We start from the raw sequence: 19,411 nt of genomic DNA on the forward strand, positions 1-19,411 counted from the left end.
CTCCGGGCCGTGTAACTTTCACCGCGGCCGCGCCACTGACCTGCGATTTTACCCGCTCCCGCCACGGGGTCGTTGTCGGGCGGGTGGACCGGGCCGCTTTCTGGTCCCCCCACCCGTGAGCTAGGAGATCCCCCCATGACCCCTGTGCCCCTGGAGCGCCGGGCCGCCTCGCGGCCCCCGCTGCGCGGACGCCGGCCGGTGCTGGCGACGGTGGCCGCCGCAGCCGCCCTCGCCGCCTGCGCGGCGACCGCGGCGCTGTCCCAACCGGCCGCCAGCGCGGCCGAGTCGGCCACCGCGGCGAGCCAGCCGTACAGCTGGAACAACGTGCAGATCGGCGGTGGCGGGTTCATCCCGGGCATCGTCTTCAACCAGGGGCAGCAGGGCCTGGTGTACGCCCGCACCGACATCGGCGGCGCGTACCGGCAGGACCCGGCCACCAAGCAGTGGATCCCGCTGCTGGACTCGCTGGGCTGGGACGACTGGGGCCTGACCGGCGTGGCGAGCCTCGCCACCGACGCCAGGGACCCGAACCGGGTCTACCTCGCGGCGGGCACCTACACCAACAGCTGGGACCCGGCGAACGGCGCGATCCTGCGCTCGACCGACCAGGGAAAGACCTGGCAGCGCACCACCCTGCCGTTCAAGATCGGCGGCAACATGCCGGGCCGCGGCGCGGGCGAGCGCCTGACCATCGACCCGAACAACAGCGCGGTGCTGTGGTTCGGCGCCCCGAGCGGCAAGGGCCTGTGGCGCAGCGCCGACTACGGCGTGACCTGGTCGCAGGTGAAGGCGTTCCCGGTGACCGGCACCTACGCGCCGGACCCGACCGACACCTCGGGCTACCAGAGCGACCCGCTGGGCGTGCTGTGGGAGGTGTTCGACCAGGGCAGCGGCACCGTCAACGGCGTCACCAAGGCCGTGTACGTCGGCGTCGCGGACAAGCAGAACAGCGTCTACCGCTCGGACGACGGCGGCACCACCTGGACCAGGATCGGCGGCCAGCCGACCGGCTTCGTCCCGCACAAGGCCGTCCTGGACGGCTCCGGCAACCTGTTCGTCTCGTACTCGGACACCGGCGGCCCGTACGACGGCGCGCACGGCGACGTGTGGAAGTACGCGACCGGCACCGGCGCCTGGACGAACGTCAGCCCGGTGCCGTCCTCGGACAGCAGCAACAACTTCTTCGGCTACTCGGGCCTGACCGTCGACCGCCGGCACCCCAACGTGCTGATGGTGACGGGCTACAGCTCGTGGTGGCCGGACACCCAGATCTGGCGCTCGACCGACTCGGGCGCGACCTGGAAGCCGTTCTGGTCGTACAACGGCTACCCGACCCGGGTCGACCAGTACTCCATCGACATCTCCTCGGTGCCGTGGCTGACCTTCAACGCGAACGTCTCCGCGCCGGAGGAGTCGCCGAAGCTCGGCTGGATGACCGAGTCGCTGGAGATCGACCCGTTCGACTCGGACCGGATGATGTACGGCACCGGCGCGACGCTGTACGGCTCCTCGAACCTGACCGATTTCGACAAGGGTGCCAAGGTCGGCATCGCCCCGGTGGTCAAGGGCCTGGAGGAGACCGCGGTCAACGACCTGGTCTCGCCGCCGACCGGCGCGCCGCTGCTCAGCTCGCTGGGCGACCTCGGCGGGTTCCGGCACGACGACCCGACCAAGGTCCCGGCGAAGATCTTCTCCCAGCCGAACCTGACCTCCGGCACCTCGATGGACTTCGCCGCGGCCTCTCCGGCCACCATGGTGCGGGTCGGGGAGACCGCCTCCGGCTCGACCGAGAAGCACATCGGCTTCTCGACGGACGGCGGCGCCAACTGGTTCGCGGCCTCCGCCGAGCCGTCCGGGGTGACCGGCGGCGGGCAGGTGGCGATCTCGGCGGACGGCGCGGCCACCGTGTGGAGCCCGAAGGGCACCGGCGTGTACCGCACTTCGGGGACGGGCAGCTCCTGGACGGCGTCCACCGGCATCCCGGCGGGCGCGAGCGTGCAGGCCGACCGGGTGGACCCGAAGACCTTCTACGGCTGGTCCGGCGGCACCTTCTACGTCTCCACCGACGCGGGCGCCACCTTCACCGCCAGGGCGAGCGGCCTGCCCACCGAGTCGGTGCGCTTCAAGGCCGTCCCCGGCACCAAGGGCGACGTCTGGCTGGCCGGCGGCACCGCCACCACCGGCTACGGCCTGTGGCACTCCACCGACGGCGGCGCGACCTTCACCCGGCAGGCGGGCGTCGACCAGGCCGACAACATCGGCTTCGGCAAGGCCGCCCCCGGCAAGACCTACCCGGCGATGTACACCTCGGCGAAGATCGGCGGCGTGCGCGGCCTGTTCCGCTCCGACGACGCGGGCGCCAGCTGGGTCCGGATCAACGACGACGCCCACCAGTGGGGTTGGACCGGCGGCGCGATCACCGGCGACCCGCGGGTCTACGGCCGGGTCTACGTCGGCACCAACGGCCGCGGCATCGTGTACGGCGACACGGCGGGCGGCGTCTCGCCCTCCCCGAGCGCCTCGGCCTCCGCCTCCGCCTCCAACTCGCCGTCCCCGTCGGCCTCCCCGTCGGCGTCCTCCTCCCCGTCCCCGTCCGCCTCGCCGTCCTCCTCCTGCGAGGTCACCTACGCGGTGTCCAGCCAGTGGGGCGGCGGATTCGGCGCCAACGTGACGGTGGCCAACAAGGGCACCGCGGCGGTCAACGGCTGGACGGTGAAGTGGGCCTTCCCGAGCGGGCAGACCGTCACCTCGCTCTGGAACGGCAGCGTCACCCAGAGCGGCTCGCAGGTGACCGTCACCGACGCGGGCTACAACAAGGCCATCGCGCCCGGGAGTTCCACCTCCTTCGGCTTCAACGGCAGCTGGAGCGGCGCGAACACCGCCCCGACGGCGTTCACCCTGAACGGCACCGCGTGCACGGTGAAGACCGGCTGACGCGGTGACCGGCTCGTCGCCCCCGCCCGGGATTCGTCCGGGGCCGGTCGGGGGCGGCGGCACCACGGCGGAGCCCGGGTCGCCCATGTTCTCGTGGGGAGGCGGCCCGGGCTCCGTCGCGTCCGGAAACCGGTGGAACGACGGCGGCGCGCGTGCTGTACTCGGCCCGTGGAGGACGACGGCACGGGTAGCGGCAGCACGGGCGGTGGCAGTACGGGCGGCAGCAACACGGGTGGCGAAGGCACGGGCAGCGACGGGCGGATGCGGCTGCGGGTGACCAGCCTGCCGGTGACCGGCCGACCGGTGGCCACCGGCTCGCACCTCGGCCGGGTGCTGGACACCGGGCCGATGCTGAGCGGCACTTTCTTCCACCCGCCGGACCACCACGTCGCGTTCCTGTACGCGAGCCGCGCCGACCTGCTGCGCCTCGGCGCCCTGTTCCGGCTCGCCGCGACCAGCCCGCACAGCGCGCTGCACGTCCCGACCCCGCCGGGCCCGGGCCCGATGGACGCCCGGACGACCTCCCTGCTGGTGGCCCGCGCGGACACCGGCCTGCGCCCGTCCGACTGGCCCGCCCTGCGCCGCGCCCCGCGCCGCACCGCCGCCCCGCTGACGGTCACCGCCCCGGCGCCGCGCCCCGCCGACCGCCCGGACGACGTCCGCCGCCTGGCCGACCGCCACCCGGCCCGCTTCGCCGAACACGCCGGGACGTCCTTCATCCTCGCCCGCCCCGAACTCCTCTTCTGGATGGGCGACTCGCTGACCGAGGCCGGGGAGTCCGTCGCCACCGACCGCGAGATCCACCGCCGCGGCGAGAGCTACCGGAACGACTGGGTCGGCTTCTTCACCCCGGAGTACACCGACGCCCCGATGCACGCCCTGTGCGTGGTCGCCGCCGACCCGATCTTCCACCACTCCCGCCGGCCGCAGCAGTCCGCGTCCGACACCCGAACCGGCCTCGGTTGACGAGTCCGGCTCCGCCCGTCGCGGCTGACCGGTTCGGGGCTGGTCCCGGCCCGGTGTCGGCGACGATCGGGCCGGTTCGGCGGCGTGCCTTCGATGTCCAGCGTCGCCCTGGACGTCTTCACCGGTTCGGTGAACACCGGCAAGGTCTCCGAACCGGAGGAACGCTCCGCCGAGACGATGCGCCGCGACGAGGAAGGCGACGCCGCACCGTCATCGTGCTCCCGCAGCGGCCGGCACCGGCGAGTTGAGCAGCGGCCCAGCCGGTAAGGAGGGGTGCCGAGCAGCGAGAGCAGGACGAGAGCAGGACGATCATGGTGTGACCCCCGCTCCTTGGCGGTGACGGCACTCGGCCGCGCGCAGCGATCGGGAGTCGTGCTTCGTCCCCTACCGGTCCGGGTCGAGGCTCGCACCGCTGTCACGGTCGCCGCCCGGCAGGGAGACCCCGAACCGCTGATCGATTTCGTCGCCACCGCGCCGAGTGGGGACCGGCCCGGTGAACTCGCGCGCCCCGGGTACTGGGCGCACAGGCTGGATGCCATGTCGACCGATCAAGCCGACAACGCCTTCCTCGGCCGGCCCGAGCCGGCCGCGGACCTCCTCGAACTGCGCGTCGTCTCCCCGGTATCGGCCCGCACGCTGGAGTCGGTCCACTACCGTAGACAGCAGACGATCTGACGCATCGGCAGGAGCACGCGACGTGACCGAGCACACCGACGAATCCCGGATCACGGAGACCGCCTCCGCACGCTGACCGCCCGCACCGTCCCCACCCGCAGGCGCCGACTGGGGCGATCATGAACGAGACGAACCCATGCGCGTCCCGGGACCCCTGCCCCCGCCCGGCCGACGGCACTTGACTGGTCACACCGGACCGCCCAGCCCCTCCGTCCCTCTCTGCTTCCGGAGCACGCATGCCCCCCAGCGACACCGCCCCCGCCACGGTCGATGCGGTCGTTCTGACCATGAACGACCGCCCCGAGCAGGCCACCGCACTGCAGTCCCTCCTCGGTCAGAAGGGCGTCGACCTGCGCGTGATCGTGGTTGGCAACGGCGTCCGGCCCGAGGACATCCCCGTCGGCATCACCACCCTGGCGCTGCCCGAGAACGTGGGCATCCCCGAGGGCCGCAACATCGGCGCCCGGGCACTCGCGGAGATCGACGGCGGCGGCGAGTTCGTGTTCTTCTTCGACAACGACGCCCACCTGCCCGCCCCCGACACCCTGGCCCGCCTCGTCGAGCAGGCCCGCCGGCGCCCGCGGGCGGCCTGGGTGCAGCCCCGGATCGCCGACCCCGACACCGGGGAGACCGTCCGACGCTGGGTGCCCCGCCTGCGCACCGCGGACCCCGACCGGCCCGGCACCGTCGCGGCGATGGCCGAAGGCATCCTCCTCGTCCGCCGCCAAGCCTTCGAACAGGTCGGCGGGTGGCCCGGGCACTTCTTCCTCTACCACGAGGGCTTCGATCTGGCCCTGCGCTGCTGGGATGCGGGCCTGACGGGCTACTACGCGCCGCAGGTCGTCGTCCACCACCCCGCCAGCGATCCGGCCCGCCACGCCCTCTACCAGCGCTTGGTCGCCCGCAACCGGGTCTGGGTCGCCTACCGGCTTCTGCCCGCCCCCCTGGTTCCCCTCTACATCACCGTCTGGGTCGCCATCACCGTCCTGCGGTCCCGGCGGGCCCCGCGGACGCTGGCCCCGTGGTTCTCCGGCCTGTGGGAGGGGCTGCGCGGCGGCCATGGCGAGCGCCGCCCGATCTCCTGGGCCACTGCGTGGCGCCTGACTCGGGCCGGACGCCCCCCGGTGATCTGACCACGGATCGGCGCGGTCCCGCTCCCACCCCCGTGGCCGACGGACCGTCAACGCCCATGCGCGGAACGTGATGCACTGATTTCTTGCAGTAACGGACCGCGGGTGCACCGCGCCGCTAGCGTGGTCGCCGCCGACCGGATTCGTCGGTGGTACGACCGGCAGGGGGCGACAGTGACGGCATCCAGAACACCCGACCAGCAGCTGGCCGGCGTCATGGAAGCGGTCGGCGTCACCCTCGAAGCACTGGCCCGCGCCACCAAGGCGGTCGCGGCCGAATCCGGAGTCCGGCTCGGCACATCCCGCTCGGCCGTCCACGCCGGGGTGAGCGCTGGTGCCGTTCCGGCGGGCGACACCCCCGCCCACGTCGCCGAGGCACTGCCCGAGCAGGCAGCCGCAGCCGGCCCCACCGACGCCGTCATCTTTTCCCACACCGGCCGCACCCTCACCGGGAGGGGCCACCACACCGCCGCTGAGCAGCACTACCGCGCAGCCCTGTGAGCACGAGCGTGATCAGGACGAAGTCGAAGCCGTCCAGCACGTAGCCGCCCCAGGCGGCGGCGAAGGCCGTCCAGCCGCGCCGGCCCACCTGCCGGTACCAGCGCGGGGGCCGGGCCTCGGTGCGGTGCGGGGGGCGGTCCATCGCGGCAGGATATCCGGAACCCCGGGTTCCGATCGGCCGCCCCTCGCGCCCCACTGGAGCCCATCTCACGCACCGGACGACCTATGGCCGAATTCGGACGCAACCGTTCACAGGAACCGTGCGATCCGGTCACGTCGCCGCCATGCCGTTGACGATTCGATCAGGCATGCGAGGATGCAGGAACGGTGGCCACCGCTTCCAGCGCACCTGCCACAACAGGTGCCCGTACGACGTCTTTTCCATGTTCCGGCCCCCACACGGCCGTGCCCACCGAGAAGCAGGTACCCGAACGTGTCCTTACGTGACATCGAGGTCAAGTTGCTGCGCGCCCTCGTGGCGATCGTCGACGAGGGCGGATTCGCCTGTGCCGCCCGCTCCCTGCACGTCACGCAACCGACAATCAGCCAGCAGATCCAGCGGCTGGAGTCGATCGTCCAGGCCCCGCTGTTCGAACGGACCAGACGCCCGCTGCTGCTGACCCCGGTCGGGCGGGAGGTGCTGGCGCACGCCCGCCGGGTGATCCTGCTGAACAACGAGGTGCTCGGCCGGATCTCGGCGCTGTCCTCGCAGGACTCGCTCAGCCTGGGCTGCTCGGTCCACTTCGCCGACGGGCTGCGCACCATGCTCAGCGAACTGGCCACCGAGCGACCCCAGTTGAAGTGCTCGATCGCCACCGGCCCGAGCGCGTCGCTGGCCGACCAGGTCGGACGGGACGAGCTGGAGGCGGCGATCCTGCTGGGGATCGAGACGCCGCGCTGCGAGATGCTCGGGCGGCTGCGCCTGGCCTGGTACGGGCAGGCGCCGCTGCTGCCGGCGGAGCCGGTGCCGGTGGCGCTGGTCAGCGAGCGCTCGGCGCTGAGCAGACGGATCATCGAGACCCTGGCCGAGCACAACGTGCCCTGGCGGTCGGCCCCCTGGTGCTCGGACCCGCTCGCGGTGCGGGCCTCGGTCCGGGCCGGGCTGGCGTACACCGCGCTGGCCGCGAACGTGCACCACGGCGACCTGTCGCTGCTGCCGGTCCCGCCGGGGGTGCTGTGCCCGGAGCCGGAGCCCGTCCCGGTCTACCTCGCCTTCTCGCCCTCCGCCGGCGAGCAGGTGGTCACCGCCGCCCGCGCGGCGGCCCGGGCGGCGCTCCGGGACGTCCCGCTCGGCCCGCCCTGAACCGTCCCGAGCCGCGCCCCGCGCCGCCCTGAACCGTCCCGAGCCGTCCTGAGCCGTCCTGAGCCACCCCGCGCCACCCCGAGCCGTACCGAAGCACCCCGAGCCACCCCGGGCCGCCCCGAACCGCTCGACCCGCAACGGGCTGCGGGCCTGCGGTCCCCGGCCGACCGCCCGGGCCGGGCGGTCGGCCGGACGCTCGGCCTGCGACCGGGCCGGCGGGCGGTCAGTAGGATTTGCGCGCCGCGCCCTTCGCCGCGAGCTTGGGCCCGTACGGCGCCGAATCCAGCCAGGCGCCCGCCTTCTGCCCGGCCAGCGCCAGGGTCACCGCCATCCGCCGCCGCAGCCGGACCGCGGGCCGCTGCGCGACCATGTGCTCCAGCGCGGTGCTGGCGCAGCCCCGGTTGTACAGCGCCGCCTCCCGGCGTTCGGCCGCGAACCGGGCGATCTCGGCGGCCGCCCCGGCCCGGCCGCCGCCGGCCGACAGCGCGTCGTGCACGGCCTGCACCGCCCGGACCGCGTCGGGGATGCTGGAGTTCATGCCGCGGGCGCCGAACGGGGCGAACAGGTGCGAGGCCTCGCCGGTGAGCAGCACCCGGCCGTGGGCGTCGGTGAAGTCGGCGGCCACCTGCTGGGCGAACTTGTAGGTGGACACCCAACTGACCCGCTCCCCGTACGCGGCGGGCATCACCCGGGAGATCCACCGGTTCAGGCCCTCGGCGGAGGTGAAGCGGGCCGGGTCGTCGTCGACGTTGAGGTTGAGGTCGACCCGCCAGCCGCCGGCGAACGGCACGATCAGCACGTTGCGGCCGCCGACCGCCGGGTGCTTGTAGTGGAAGACCCGCTCCAGCGGGACGGGGTGGTCCGGGTCGTCCTTGAGGTCGACCACCACGAAGGTGTTGCGCGAGCGCGGCCCCTCCAGCGGGATGCCGACCGCCTCGCGCAGCGGCGAGCGGGAGCCGTCGGCCGCGATGGCGTACTCGGCCTCCCAGGTGCGTCCGGTGGCGTCGGTCAGCCGGACGCCGTCGGGGGTGGTCTCGGCGGACTTCACCTCGACGCCGTGGTGGAACTCGACCCCGGCCTCGCGGCAGGCCGCGGCCATCAGGTCCTCGGTGTCGACCTGCGGGAGGCTGGTGAACGGCGGCAGGCCGTCCTTGCCGTAGCGGGGGTAGGTGCGGGTGTAGACCTCGTGGCCGGCCCAGAAGGAGCGCTTGGTGGCCCACATCAGGCCGCGGTCGGCGATCCCCCGGCCGAGCCCGGGGCTGAGCCGCTCCAGTTCGCGCAGCGAGGCGCCGTGGATGTAGGCGGCGCGGCTGCCGGGCCGGACGGTCTCGGCGGTGCGGCGCTCCAGGACGACGGCGGGCATCCCGGCGGCGCGCAGGGCGAGCGCGGCGCTGAGCCCGGCGGGTCCGGCGCCGACGACCAGGACCGGGTGGCGGGTGGTGCGTCCGGGGTCTGCCTGGCTGCTCATCGGCCGTCCTCCTCGGTCAGGTGGATCGTGTCGGCGGTGAAGATCACGATGCGTCCGGCGACGCCGCCGGTGAGCGCGGCGTGCCAGAGCGCGGTGCGGATGCCGGTGTTCTCGCGGCGCAGCACCACCTCGCTGCGGTCGGTGCTGAGTTCCAGGTAGTCGCCGACCGACCGGGCTTCCATCCCGGCGTCCCGGGCGGCGCGCACCACGGGTTCGAACTCGGGGACGTCGAGTACGTACAGGGCGAGTGTCACGGGGTCGGCACCTCGATGCTCTTGCGGATGAGTTCGGCCTTGCGCTGCCACATGGCCTGCACCGAGGGTTGGGGCGACTCGGTGACGTCGATCAGGGCCTTCAGGGTGAACTCCGCGTCGCGGGCGTCGATGCCGGACATCTCGCGCAGCGGCCGGGTGATCTCCAGCTGGAGGCCGTTGGGGTCGTCGAAGTAGATCGACTCGATGAGTTCGTGGGCGAGCGGCGTGGTGACCCGCACGCCGTGGGACTTCAGCCGGTCGCGCCAGGCGAGGAGTTCCTCCTCGGTGTCCACGTGGAAGGCGAGGTGCCGCGAGCGGTGCATCAGGTCGCTCGGCGGCGCCTCCTCCGGCAGGTCGAAGTAGTAGAAGAACGCGATCCGGTTGCCCCGGCCCATGTCGAAGAAGAAGTGCACGAAGTCCGGGTAGTCGTCGGTGACCCATCCGGTGGCCGTGATGGCGTGCACCAGCGGCATGCCCAGGACCCGGGTGTAGAACTCGTGCGTCTCCCGCGGCCGCCAGGTGACGTAGGCCAGGTGGTCGACCCCGTCGAGGCCGGGCGCCCGGTGGGAGCCCTGCGGCGGGACGGGCGGTGGTGCGGTAGCCAATGTTCCTCCTGGAGACGGGTGGGGCGGAACCGGGCGCGCTCTCGGGTGGGGTGGGACTACTTGGCGGCGGGTGCCTTTCCGCGCAGTCCGGTGGAGGTGACGACGGCCCCGAGCAGCAGGACCAGTCCGCCCGTGACCAGCGCCCAACGGGTGCCGTCGGCGCTGGACGAGGACAGGTTGAGGACGACGCCGAGGACGGCGACGCCGAGCGAGGCGCCGACCTGGCGGGCCGAGTTGAGGACGCCGGCGCCCATGCCGGCGAACTCGGCGGGGACGGTGCTCGCCATGCCCGCGACCAGCGAGGGCAGGGCGAAGGAGACGCCGAAGCCGAAGGCCAGCAGGCCGACCACGGTCGCGGCCAGGGCGAGCCCCGAGTCGTCGGTGAACGGCGCCTGGAGCAGCGCGCCGGCGCCCATCAGGACGAAGCCGAGGGTGGCGGGCTTGCGCGGCCCGATCCGGCCGACCAGGCGGCCGGTGTAGATCGGGTTGAACGCGGTGGGCAGGGTCAGCGGCAGGAAGACCAGGCCGGTGACGACCGGCGAGTAGTGGCGGCCCTCCTGGAAGAACAGCGACAGGACGAACAGCAGGCCGGAGAGGCCGAAGTTGGCGAGCAGGCCCGCCCCGACCGCCGGGGAGAAGCCCGGGCTGCGGAACATCCGCAGCGGGACCATCGCCGCGTCGCCGGCCCGCACCTCGGCCACCAGGAAGGTGACCGCGCCGAGCACGGTGAGCCCGAAGGCGACCAGCACGCCGGTGGCGCCCCAGCCCTTGTCGGGGCCCTCGATCAGCGCGTACACCAGGGCGGCGAGCGCGACGACCGAACTGATCTGGCCGGTCAGGTCGAGTCCGCTGCGCTGCTTGATGGCGGTCTCGGGGGCCATCTTGACGGTGATCAGCAGGCTGGCCACCGCCAGCGGGACGTTGATCAGGAAGATCGCGCGCCAGCCGACGGTGTCGGTCAGCACGCCGCCGACCACCGGTCCGGCCGCCAGGGCGGCGCCGGTGATCGCCGCCCAGGAGCCCACCGCGCGGGCCCGCATCACCGGGTCGGTGTAGGCGTTGGTGATCACCGCGAGCGAGGACGGGAGCAGCAGCGCCCCCGCCGCGCCCAGCGCCAGCCGCAGTGCGACCAGCACCGGCAGGGTGGTCGCCAGCGCGGAGACGCCGGACAGCACCCCGAACGCGACCAGGCCCCACAGGAAGACCCGGCGGCCGCCGAAGCGGTCCGAGAGCCAGCCCGCGGTGAGCAGCAGGGCCGCGAAGGTGATGGTGTAGCCGTTGGTGACCCACTGCAGTCCGCTGAGGCCGACGTCGAGGTAGTCGGCCATCGCCGGGAGGGCGACCGAGACGATGGTCATGTCCAGCAGCACCATGAAGTAGCCGAGCGAGAGCCCGATCAGCAGGGCGCGGGGCGGGCCTTCGGACTTGGCGGGTGTGACGGCGGGCTGGACGCCGGCCTGCGTAGCCATGAGTGCTCCTCGTTCAAGAAATGGCATGCCGCACCGCCCGGACCGCGGATGCGCGGGCGCGCGGATCCGCCGATGGGAAGATCCATCGATGCGTCGGGGGGCGGGAAATCCCATTCTCCCGGACCGGGAAGGGCAGTTGGCGTTACTGACGACGGGAATGGCCTATGGATACAATCGGCCCAGCCGATAGATCGCCAGAGGGGTGCCACCGCCATGGAGTTACGACACCTTCGCACGTTCGAGGCGGTCGCCCGGACTCTCAGCGTGACACAGGCCGCGCGGGAGTTGCACTACGCGCAGTCCAGTGTCAGTGACCAGATCCAGGCGCTGGAGCGCGAGTTGGGCGTCGAGCTGATCAACCGCTCGCAGCGCCGGATCAGGCTGACCGCCCAGGGCGAGGTGCTGTCCTCGTACACCGAGCGGATCCTCACCCTGCTGGAGGAGGCCCGCTTCGCGGTCTCCCGGCCCGCCACCGAGCTGGCCCTCGGCGCCCTGGAGACGCTGGGCCGCTACCTGCTGCCCGAGGTGCTCTCGTACTACCGGGAGCTGCATCCGCAGACCAAGGTCCGGGTCTCCCAGTACAACCGCGGCGAGCTGTACCAGTCGGTGCGCCGGGGCGACCTCGACCTCTGCCTGACCTTCGGCGCGCCGCCGGCCGATGCCGGGCTGCGCGCGGAGACGCTGGCCGAGGAGCCGCTGGTCATCATCGCGCCGCCGGGCCACCCGCTGGCCGCCCGCGGCCGGGCCGACCTGGCGGAGCTGGCCGCCGAGCCGTTCCTGGCCACCCAGCGGGGCTGCGGGTTCCGGGAGATGTACGACGGCGCCTTCGGGGCGATGCCCGGCAAGGAGCCGGTCGCCGAGGTGGACAGCATCGGCACCCTGGGCGCCTGCGTCGCGGCCGGGATGGGCTGCGCGCTGCTGCCGCTGGTGTCGGTCCGCAGCCAGGCCGACCGGGGCGAGGTCGCCCTGGTGGAGATCGGCGACACCGACCTGCGGACGGCGATCACCATGACCTGGCTGGAGCGCAACTCGGCCAACCCCAACCTGCTCGGCTTCCAGAGCGCCATCCGCAAGCAGCTGGCGGCCTGAGCCCCGCGCCCCGCCGCTCACCGGGCCGCGCCCGGGTCGTCGGGGGCGGTCCGCAGGTGCCCGTCCCGGGGGCGGGGCACCGACGGGACCAGGTCGGCCGGCACGACCCGCGCCGACGGCCGGTGGGTGGGCGCGGCACCGGGCCCGGTCCCGGGCTCGGGGTCGAGCAGGACGGCCCGCAGCCTGGCCCGGGCGATCTTGCCGGTGACGGTGGTCGGCAGCCGGTCGACCACCACCAGCTGCTCGGGCAGCTTGTAGGTGGCCAGGCCCTTGCGGGACAGGTGGCCGGTCACCTCGTCGAGGGTCAGCCGGGCGTCCCCGCGCAGCGCGACCAGCAGGCAGGAGCGCTGGCCCAGCCGCGGGTCGGGCCGCGCCACCACCGCGTGCTGGGCCAGCTGCGGCAGGTCGTTGAGCAGTTCCTCCACCTCCAGGGCGCTGAACTTGAGCCCGCCCCGGTTGATCAGCTCGTCGCCGCGGCCCCGGTAGCCGACCGAGCCGTCCTCCTGGAGCGCGGCCAGGTCGCCGGAGCGCAGCCAGCCGTCCGCGGTGAACGCGGCCGCGGTCAGCTCCGGCGCGTGCAGGTACCCCTTGAACAGGTAGGGGCTGCGGTACTGGAGCTCGCCGGTGGTGCCGGCCGGGACGGGCGCGCCGTCCGCGTCCACCACCCGGGCCTCGGCGCCGGAGACCGGCCGGCCGACGGTGGCCACCGCCTCGGGCGGGTCCGCGGGCCGGGTGAACGTCCCGGCGCCGACCTCGGTCATCCCCCACTGGACGATCAGCCGGGCGCCGAGTCGGCGGCGCACCCCGTCGGCCAGTTCGCGGGGCACCGGCGCGCCGCCGGTGCGGACCTCCCGCAGCCCCGGCACGGGCACCGGGCCCGGCTCCGCGCCCGGCCCGGCCTCCTGCTCGACCAGGGCGAGCAGGTCGCGCAGCTGGGCCGGGACGGCGAACGCGGCGGTGGCCCCGGCGGCCCGCAGCCCGGCCAGGAAGCGGGCCGGGTCCCAGCCCTCGAAGAGGCCGACGGCGCCGCCGGTGACCAGCGCCAGGTGCACCGAGAGCATCCCGAAGGCGTGGCTGAGCGGGCTGGCCGACACCACGGTGTCGCCGGCCCCGAGCCCGCCGTCCGCGGCCACCGCGGCGGCGTTGCCGAGCAGTCCGCCGTGGCTGTGCAGGCAGAGCTTGGGCCGCCGGGAGGTGGTGCCGGAGGAGGCCAGCAGCATCAGCGGCGTCTGGTGGCCGCGCGGGCGCTCCGGCAGCCGGCCCTCGAAGTAGGGGGCCCCGTCCAGCAGTTCGACGGAGCTCGGCAGGTCGTCCGGCCCGTCGGCGGGCCGGACGGCGCGGTCGGCGCCGGAGAGCCAGACGTGCCGCAGCGCCGGGAGCTGCTCGCGCAGGGCGCGGATGCCGGCGGCGCGGTCCCGGCCCCGGTAGGAGTCCCGGGCCACCAGGGCGCTCGCCCTGGACTGCTCCAGCAGCGAGCGCACCTCGTGGGCGCCGTACGCGGAGTGCAGCGGCAGCAGCAGCACGCCGAGCCGGGCGGTGGCCGCGTGCAGCACCAGCAGTTCCCAGCTGTTGGGGAGCTGGGCCGCCAGCACCTCGCCGGCCCGCAGTCCGCGCCGGTGCAGCGCGCCGGCGGTCCGCTCGGCCTGGAGCAGGCAGTCGTGCCAGCTCCACCACCGGTTGCCGTCCATGACGGCCGGTCCGGGGCGGAGCGCGGCGGCCCGTTCCAGGGCCTCTCCGAAGGTGGGAAGAACGGTTGTCGATTTCTCGGGGGGAGCTTTCACGAAGGTCCTCCATCTGCATCGGTGACTGCGCCGGCACCGGCTCGGGTTTCGGCGGTGTTACGTGCGCAGCCTCGTGCACCGGCCTTTGCGCCGAAGTGCCGCTGATGTCCGGGTGGACATCCGCTGCTTTCCGTTCCGGATTCTGCGCAGCAAGCCGTCGGTTCGTCCAGGGCGCCCCTATAAGGAATCCCAATTGTTCCGGGGCGGACCGCCCCGATAAATAACCCTTATACCGGGGGGCGGGCCGGCCGGCCGACGCGCTTCCGGGGCAGCGCGTTCGCCCCTCCCGCCGCCCGCCGGGCGGGCCGCGGGCGGCGGGCGCAGCGCCGGGGCCACCGCCGGAACCGGCTCCGAAGCAGGCGGGCCGGGCCGTCCGGAGGTAAGGAAAATCAATGAGAAGGGCTCGTTCCGGGCGCCGGAACCGGCCCGGAGTGCGGCCCCGACCGCACCCCGGAGGCCGTTCGGCCTGGCCGATGGGTGCCATCGGAAAGACCGAATGCGAGCATTCGCGCAGGTCACCGGCGGCTCCGTCGAAAATCAAGCCGTATCCGGCCGATGATTCGGCCACACCGGCCCGGGAACGGGTTGCCGATCGGTCGGCGGTCGCTACAGAATTCCGGTCGTCCCCGATGCAGGAGGTCATCGATGTCGATTGCACGGAGTTTCGGTAAAACGAATGCAGAACCGGGGTCGGTCCACAGAATTCCGGGCACCGGAATCTTTTCCGGCCCCGGTGCGCACACCGGGTCCGAGGTCTTCTCGGACGCCGGCCTGCGCCAGCTGGACGAGGTCGTCCGCAGCGCCCGGCTGGCCGCCGGGGCCGCCGTCCCCACCCTGCTCGCCCCCGTCCCGGCGGGCGGCGACGCCGCCCGGCTGACCGCGCAGCACTGCACCTTCGACCACTGCGGCCTGCTGCTGTTCCCCCGCACCCTGGAGTCGGGCCTGCGCCGGCTGGAGGAGCTCGGCCTGTCGCCGATGCCCGTCGTGCCCAGCACGGTGGTGCGCCGCCGGCTCGCCGAGCGCTACGGCCTCGACCCGGCCGACTGCGAGGTGCACATCACCCGGCTGCGGCTCGGGCTGCCGACCGGGCGCCGGCACACCGCGGTGGAGATCTTCCTGCTGCCGCGCGACGGCCGGGCGTACTCCCCCCGGCTGGAGGAGGCCGAGGTCGCCGCCGGCTACGAGCAGCACACCGCGTTCGTGGTGGCCCGCCCCAGCACCGCGCTGCTGACCCGGCTGGTCGCCTCCTGGCGGACCGAGGCCGGGCTGCTCACCGAGGGCGGCGGCCACAACCCGCACGAGGGCGGGCCGGACGGCTCCACCGTCATGTACTTCGTCCGCGAGCACGCGCACCCCGGCCCGCGGCGCCGGTTCGAGCTGCACTGCCCCGGCGACCTGACCCCCTTCATCGACCGGCTGCCCCGGGAGGGCGCGGCGGTCCGGCGCGCCTACGCCGCCTGGCGCCCGATCGACCCGGCCCCGCTGAGCACCGCCGGCTGAGCACCGCCCGCCGGACCCGCACCACCCGGCACCGCACCGCACCACCGGCCGGGCAGCGCCTTCCCCTGCGCCCGCCGGACCCGCACCGCGCCCGCTCCGCACCACCTCACTCGGGAGAATCCTGTGCTGCGCAACGACACACTCACCCCCCGAGGCGTGGCCCTCACGCCCGAGCTGCACGACTACCTCCTCACCCAGGGCCGGATGACGCCGGACCCGCTGCTGGCCGAGCTGATCGAGCGGACCCACTCGGCGATCCCCGACCAGGCGCACATGAGCGTCGCCCCCGAGGAGGGCGCGCTGCTGACCTTCCTGGTCCGCCTGCTGGGCGCCCGCCGGATCGTCGAGGTCGGCACCTTCACCGGCTACTCCTCGCTCTGTCTGGCCCGCGGCCTGCCCGACGACGGCTCGCTGATCACCTTCGACGTCTCGGCCGAGTGGACCGGCCTGGCCCGCGAGTTCTGGACCCGGGCCGGCGTCGCCGACCGGATCGAGCTGCGGCTCGGCGACGCGCTGGAGACGCTGCGCGCGCTGCCCGCCGAACCGCACCTGGACCTGGCCTTCATCGACGCGGACAAGCCCGGCTACATCGGCTACTGGGAGGAGCTCGTCCCCCGGCTGCGCCCCGGCGGGCTGCTGCTGGTCGACAACACCCTGTTCAGCGGCCAGGTGATCGACCCGGACCCGGCGCCCAAGCCCGCCGCCGTCCGCGCCTTCAACGAGCACGCCCGCCGCGACGAGCGGGTCGAGCTGGTCATGCTGCCGCTCGCCGACGGCCTCACCGCGGCCCGGCGGCTGGCCCCCGGCGAGAGCCCGTCCCGGGCCGCGTGGACCGACCCGGCCGGGGAGGAGCGGTGACCGGAGCGACCCACCCCGGCCACCCGCCGCACCTGCTGCCCGCCGAACGGCCCTTCACCGACCTCGACGAGGAGTGGAACCGGGAGGCCGGCACCGCCGAGCAGCAGCCCGACTGGGGCGACCCGGTCCGGGCGGCCGCGGTCCGCGCCGAACTGGCCCGGCTGCCCGGCCTGGTCACCTGGGCCGAGGTCCGCCACCTGCGGACCCTGCTCGCCGAGGCCGCGGTCGGCCAGTACCAGGTCGTCCAGGCCGGGGACTGCGCGGAGGACCCGCAGGAGTGCGAGCCGTCCGTGGTGGTCCGCAAGGCCGCGCTGCTGGACGCGCTGGCCGGCGTCATGACGGCCGGCACCGGCCTCCCGGTGCTGCGGATCGGCCGGATCGCCGGCCAGTTCGCCAAGCCCCGCAGCTCCCCGACCGAGACCGTGGACGGCGTCGAGCTCCCGGTCTACCGCGGCCACCTGGTGAACGCGCCGGAGCCCACCGCGGCCGCCCGGCGGGCCGACCCGGAGCGGATGCTCGACTGCTACCACGCGGCCCGCTCCGCCGTGGCCTGCCTGCGCCAGCGCTCCGGCGCCTGGGGCCTGCCCGTCGGGGCGCCGGTGTGGACCAGCCACGAGGCGCTCGTGCTGGACTACGAGCTGCCGCTGCTGCGCCGGACCGCGACCGACGACATCCTGCTGACCTCCACCCACCTGCCGTGGATCGGCGAGCGCACCAGGAACCCGGACGGCCCGCACGCCGTGATGCTGGCCCAGGTCGCCAACCCGGTGGCCTGCAAGATCGGGCCGACCACCCGGCCGCAGGACCTGCTGGCCCTGTGCGCCCGGCTGGACCCGCACCGCGAGCCCGGCCGGCTCACCCTGGTGGTCCGGATGGGCGCGGCCGCGGTGGCCGACGCGCTGCCGCCGCTGGTCGCCGCCGTCCAGCGGGCCGGCCACCGGGTGGTGTGGCTGTGCGACCCGATGCACGGCAACACCGTCAAGGCGCCCGGCGGCACCAAGGTCCGCTCGGTGCGGACGCTGGTCGCCGAGGTGCGGGGCTTCCGCGAGGCGGTCACCGCGGCGGGCGGCGTCCCGGCCGGCCTGCACCTGGAGGCCACCCCGCACGAGGTCGCCGAGTGCGTGTGGGACGACCCCGCCGAACTCGCCGCCGAACTGGCCGCCGCCGGTGCGCCGGAGGGCACCGCCTCGCACTGCGACCCCCGGCTCAACCCGGCCCAGGCCGTCGAGGTGGCCCGGGCCTGGGCGGGCCGGCCCGCCCGGCGCTGACCCGCGCCCCTTCAGACCCGTGTTTCCGCACGAGAACCAGAGATCCAGCGAACCGAGAGAGGGAACGATCCCGATGAGCGAAACCGTTCTGCGCGAAGGCGACGGCAACATCTTCATGATCAACGTCTTCGACGTCGAGCCGGAGAACCAGCAGGAGCTCGCCCGGGTGATGAGCGAGGGCGCCGACAAGCACATCCGCAACCGGCCGGGCTGCCTGTCGGTGAACATCCTCACCAGCCGGGACGGCAAGCGGCTGCTGTACGTCGCGCAGTGGACCAGCAAGGACGGCATCAAGGCCGCCATGGGCGACCCGGACATCCAGGCGGTCCGGGACCGCGCGGCCGAGCTGGCCAAGCCGGACGCGCACGCCTACACCGTCTACTCGCTGCACCACCCGGACGCCCCGCAGGACTGACCCGTCCGCACCGCGGCACCGCGCCCCGTCGGCCGGCCTCCGGGTCGGCCGGCGGGGCTCCGGGTCAATAGGCGGGGCTTTCGGGTCGGTAGGCGGGGCGCCGGGTCAGCCGGCGGGGCGCCAGCCGAGCAGCGGGCCGAGCCGGGTGGCCAGGTCGGTGAGGATCTGCGCGTAGTCCTCCGGCGCGAAGGTGAACGGCAGGGCGAAGACCGCCTCGTCGGCCTCCCGGAACCCGGCGTGCGCGTACAGCCGTTCGGCCAGCTCCTCGCTGGTGCCGACCAGGTCGGGGGCGAACAGCAGCCGGCCGGGGCCCTGCGGGGCGAGCGTGCGGGCGTACCGGGACTCCGCGTACGCCTCGTACTTGGCGCGCTGCGCGGGGGTGGCGCCGTCGGTGGGGACGACCACCAGGCCGTGCGAGACCCGGGCCCGCTCGCCCGCGGGGTGGGCGGCCCGGAACTCCCGGATCAGGGCCAGCTGGTTGGCCTCGAAGCCCCCGTCCTGCTCGGCCCGCACCACGCTGCTGGTGAGCAGGTTGAGCCCGTGCTCGCCGGCCCAGCGCGCCGAGCGCAGGCCCCCGGCGCCGTACCAGACCCGGTCGGCCAGGCCCGGCACGTGCGGCTGGACGCGCTCGGAGTACGCCTCGATGCCCTCGGTGCCCCGGAAGCCGCTGGCCCGCTGCCCGCGCAGCAGGCCGAGCAGGCGCTCGACCCGCCCGTGGCCGAAGTCCTCCCGGTCGGCGGTGTCCGGGTACAGCGCGCCCTTCACGTCCTCGAAGTGGACCGGCACGCCGACGCTGACGCCGGGGTTGAGCCGCCCGCCGGAGAGCACGTCGACGGTGGCCAGGTCCTCCGCGTGGCGCAGCGGGTTCTCCCAGCCGAGCGGGGTGACGGCGGTGCCCAGGCCGATCCGGCGGGTGCGCTGGCTGGCGGCGGCGAGCACCGTCAGCGGGGAGGAGATGCCGTACTGCAGGTGCCGGTGGCGCAGCCAGGCGGTGTCGTAGCCGAGCCGTTCGCCGAGTTCGATCAGTTGCAGGGTGGCTTCGTGGCCGCCCGCCGGGTCGTGCTCGTCGAACAGCCCGATGGTCAGGAATCCCAGCGAGCGCAGCGGCCGGTCGGGGGTGGGCACCGGCTTCCTCCTCGGTCCGTTCGGTCTCCGTGCTGCCGCCACGCTCACACACCGGCCCGGCGGTGATCAA

19 protein-coding genes are annotated in these 19,411 nt (G+C 74.1%); 12 read left to right on the forward strand and 7 right to left on the reverse strand.

Features of this window, described 5'->3' with window-relative positions; all coding sequences use genetic code 11:
* Window positions 1–135: 135 nt before the first annotated feature.
* The 6 genes from HUT16_RS04005 to HUT16_RS04030 all read left to right on the forward strand — a co-directional run bounded on the left by HUT16_RS04005 (window position 136) and on the right by HUT16_RS04030 (window position 6,206).
* Window positions 136–2,934 (forward strand): cellulose binding domain-containing protein, encoded by a 2,799-nt coding sequence (locus tag HUT16_RS04005; RefSeq protein WP_176185508.1) that lies wholly within the window; start codon window positions 136–138, stop codon window positions 2,932–2,934.
* A gap of 168 nt (window positions 2,935–3,102) precedes the next feature.
* Window positions 3,103–3,900 carry a hypothetical protein gene (locus tag HUT16_RS04010; RefSeq protein ID WP_254897623.1) on the forward strand — a complete coding sequence of 266 codons (798 nt, stop codon included), beginning with the start codon at window positions 3,103–3,105 and terminating at the stop codon, window positions 3,898–3,900.
* A gap of 93 nt (window positions 3,901–3,993) precedes the next feature.
* Window positions 3,994–4,167, forward strand: coding sequence for a hypothetical protein (locus HUT16_RS04015; protein WP_176185509.1), 174 nt, complete (start codon window positions 3,994–3,996; stop codon window positions 4,165–4,167).
* Window positions 4,168–4,437: 270 nt separating this feature from the next.
* Window positions 4,438–4,575 carry a hypothetical protein gene (locus HUT16_RS04020; protein WP_176185510.1) on the forward strand — a complete coding sequence of 46 codons (138 nt, stop codon included), beginning with the start codon at window positions 4,438–4,440 and terminating at the stop codon, window positions 4,573–4,575.
* A gap of 236 nt (window positions 4,576–4,811) precedes the next feature.
* Entirely contained in the window at window positions 4,812–5,708 is an 897-nt protein-coding gene (locus HUT16_RS04025) for a glycosyltransferase family 2 protein (RefSeq protein WP_176185511.1), read from the forward strand.
* A 171-nt stretch (window positions 5,709–5,879) separates the two neighbouring features.
* Window positions 5,880–6,206, forward strand: a complete 327-nt coding sequence (locus tag HUT16_RS04030; RefSeq protein WP_176185512.1) for a hypothetical protein — start codon at window positions 5,880–5,882, stop codon at window positions 6,204–6,206.
* On the opposite strand, the gene HUT16_RS04035 is transcribed toward HUT16_RS04030, so the two are convergent.
* Window positions 6,151–6,348: a hypothetical protein gene (locus HUT16_RS04035; protein WP_176184156.1), complete on the reverse strand. Its 198-nt coding sequence runs from the start codon at window positions 6,346–6,348 to the stop codon at window positions 6,151–6,153. The two genes, HUT16_RS04030 and HUT16_RS04035, sit on opposite strands and share 56 nt — an antisense overlap.
* Window positions 6,349–6,639: 291 nt before the next feature.
* Here HUT16_RS04035 and HUT16_RS04040 point away from each other — a divergent pair, with 291 nt between their 5' ends.
* The gene (locus HUT16_RS04040; RefSeq protein ID WP_176185513.1) at window positions 6,640–7,509 is read left to right on the forward strand and encodes a LysR family transcriptional regulator; all 870 of its coding nucleotides are present in this window, start codon (window positions 6,640–6,642) and stop codon (window positions 7,507–7,509) included.
* 223 nt (window positions 7,510–7,732) lie between these two features.
* Here HUT16_RS04040 and HUT16_RS04045 read toward each other — a convergent pair whose 3' ends face one another.
* Genes HUT16_RS04045 through HUT16_RS04060 form a run of 4 tightly spaced genes read right to left on the reverse strand, consistent with a single transcriptional unit; the run spans window position 7,733 to window position 11,305 of the window.
* Window positions 7,733–8,977: an FAD-dependent monooxygenase gene (locus HUT16_RS04045; RefSeq protein ID WP_176185514.1), complete on the reverse strand. Its 1,245-nt coding sequence runs from the start codon at window positions 8,975–8,977 to the stop codon at window positions 7,733–7,735.
* A complete protein-coding gene (locus tag HUT16_RS04050; RefSeq protein ID WP_176185515.1) occupies window positions 8,974–9,231 on the reverse strand; it encodes a hypothetical protein in 258 nt (85 codons plus the stop codon). Before HUT16_RS04050 ends, HUT16_RS04045 begins: the two co-directional genes overlap by 4 nt.
* Entirely contained in the window at window positions 9,228–9,836 is a 609-nt protein-coding gene (locus HUT16_RS04055; RefSeq protein WP_176185516.1) for a VOC family protein, read from the reverse strand. Before HUT16_RS04055 ends, HUT16_RS04050 begins: the two co-directional genes overlap by 4 nt.
* Before the next feature lie 56 nt (window positions 9,837–9,892).
* Window positions 9,893–11,305: an MFS transporter gene (locus HUT16_RS04060; protein WP_176185517.1), complete on the reverse strand. Its 1,413-nt coding sequence runs from the start codon at window positions 11,303–11,305 to the stop codon at window positions 9,893–9,895.
* 213 nt (window positions 11,306–11,518) lie between these two features.
* On the opposite strand from HUT16_RS04060, the gene HUT16_RS04065 reads away from it, so the two are divergent.
* Window positions 11,519–12,394, forward strand: a complete 876-nt coding sequence (locus tag HUT16_RS04065) for a LysR family transcriptional regulator (protein ID WP_176185518.1) — start codon at window positions 11,519–11,521, stop codon at window positions 12,392–12,394.
* A 17-nt stretch (window positions 12,395–12,411) separates the two neighbouring features.
* Here HUT16_RS04065 and HUT16_RS04070 read toward each other — a convergent pair whose 3' ends face one another.
* Window positions 12,412–14,175: a class I adenylate-forming enzyme family protein gene (locus HUT16_RS04070; protein ID WP_303392061.1), complete on the reverse strand. Its 1,764-nt coding sequence runs from the start codon at window positions 14,173–14,175 to the stop codon at window positions 12,412–12,414.
* Window positions 14,176–14,820: 645 nt separating this feature from the next.
* Between HUT16_RS04070 and HUT16_RS04075 the strand changes: the two genes are divergently transcribed.
* From HUT16_RS04075 to HUT16_RS04090, 4 genes are all read left to right on the forward strand, one after another.
* Window positions 14,821–15,675 carry a hypothetical protein gene (locus HUT16_RS04075; RefSeq protein WP_176185522.1) on the forward strand — a complete coding sequence of 285 codons (855 nt, stop codon included), beginning with the start codon at window positions 14,821–14,823 and terminating at the stop codon, window positions 15,673–15,675.
* A 204-nt stretch (window positions 15,676–15,879) separates the two neighbouring features.
* Entirely contained in the window at window positions 15,880–16,533 is a 654-nt protein-coding gene (locus HUT16_RS04080; protein ID WP_176192474.1) for an O-methyltransferase, read from the forward strand.
* Between the two features lie 35 nt (window positions 16,534–16,568).
* Window positions 16,569–17,801 carry a 3-deoxy-7-phosphoheptulonate synthase gene (locus tag HUT16_RS04085; RefSeq protein WP_176192475.1) on the forward strand — a complete coding sequence of 411 codons (1,233 nt, stop codon included), beginning with the start codon at window positions 16,569–16,571 and terminating at the stop codon, window positions 17,799–17,801.
* Between the two features lie 73 nt (window positions 17,802–17,874).
* The gene (locus HUT16_RS04090; RefSeq protein ID WP_176185524.1) at window positions 17,875–18,216 is read left to right on the forward strand and encodes a putative quinol monooxygenase; all 342 of its coding nucleotides are present in this window, start codon (window positions 17,875–17,877) and stop codon (window positions 18,214–18,216) included.
* Window positions 18,217–18,321: 105 nt separating this feature from the next.
* Here the strand turns inward: HUT16_RS04090 and HUT16_RS04095 are convergent, their stop codons facing one another.
* Window positions 18,322–19,341 carry an LLM class flavin-dependent oxidoreductase gene (locus tag HUT16_RS04095; protein ID WP_176185526.1) on the reverse strand — a complete coding sequence of 340 codons (1,020 nt, stop codon included), beginning with the start codon at window positions 19,339–19,341 and terminating at the stop codon, window positions 18,322–18,324.
* Between the last annotated feature and the right edge of the window lie 70 nt (window positions 19,342–19,411).

The sequence above is a fragment of the Kitasatospora sp. NA04385 genome, from assembly GCF_013364235.1.
GTDB lineage: Bacteria > Actinomycetota > Actinomycetes > Streptomycetales > Streptomycetaceae > Kitasatospora.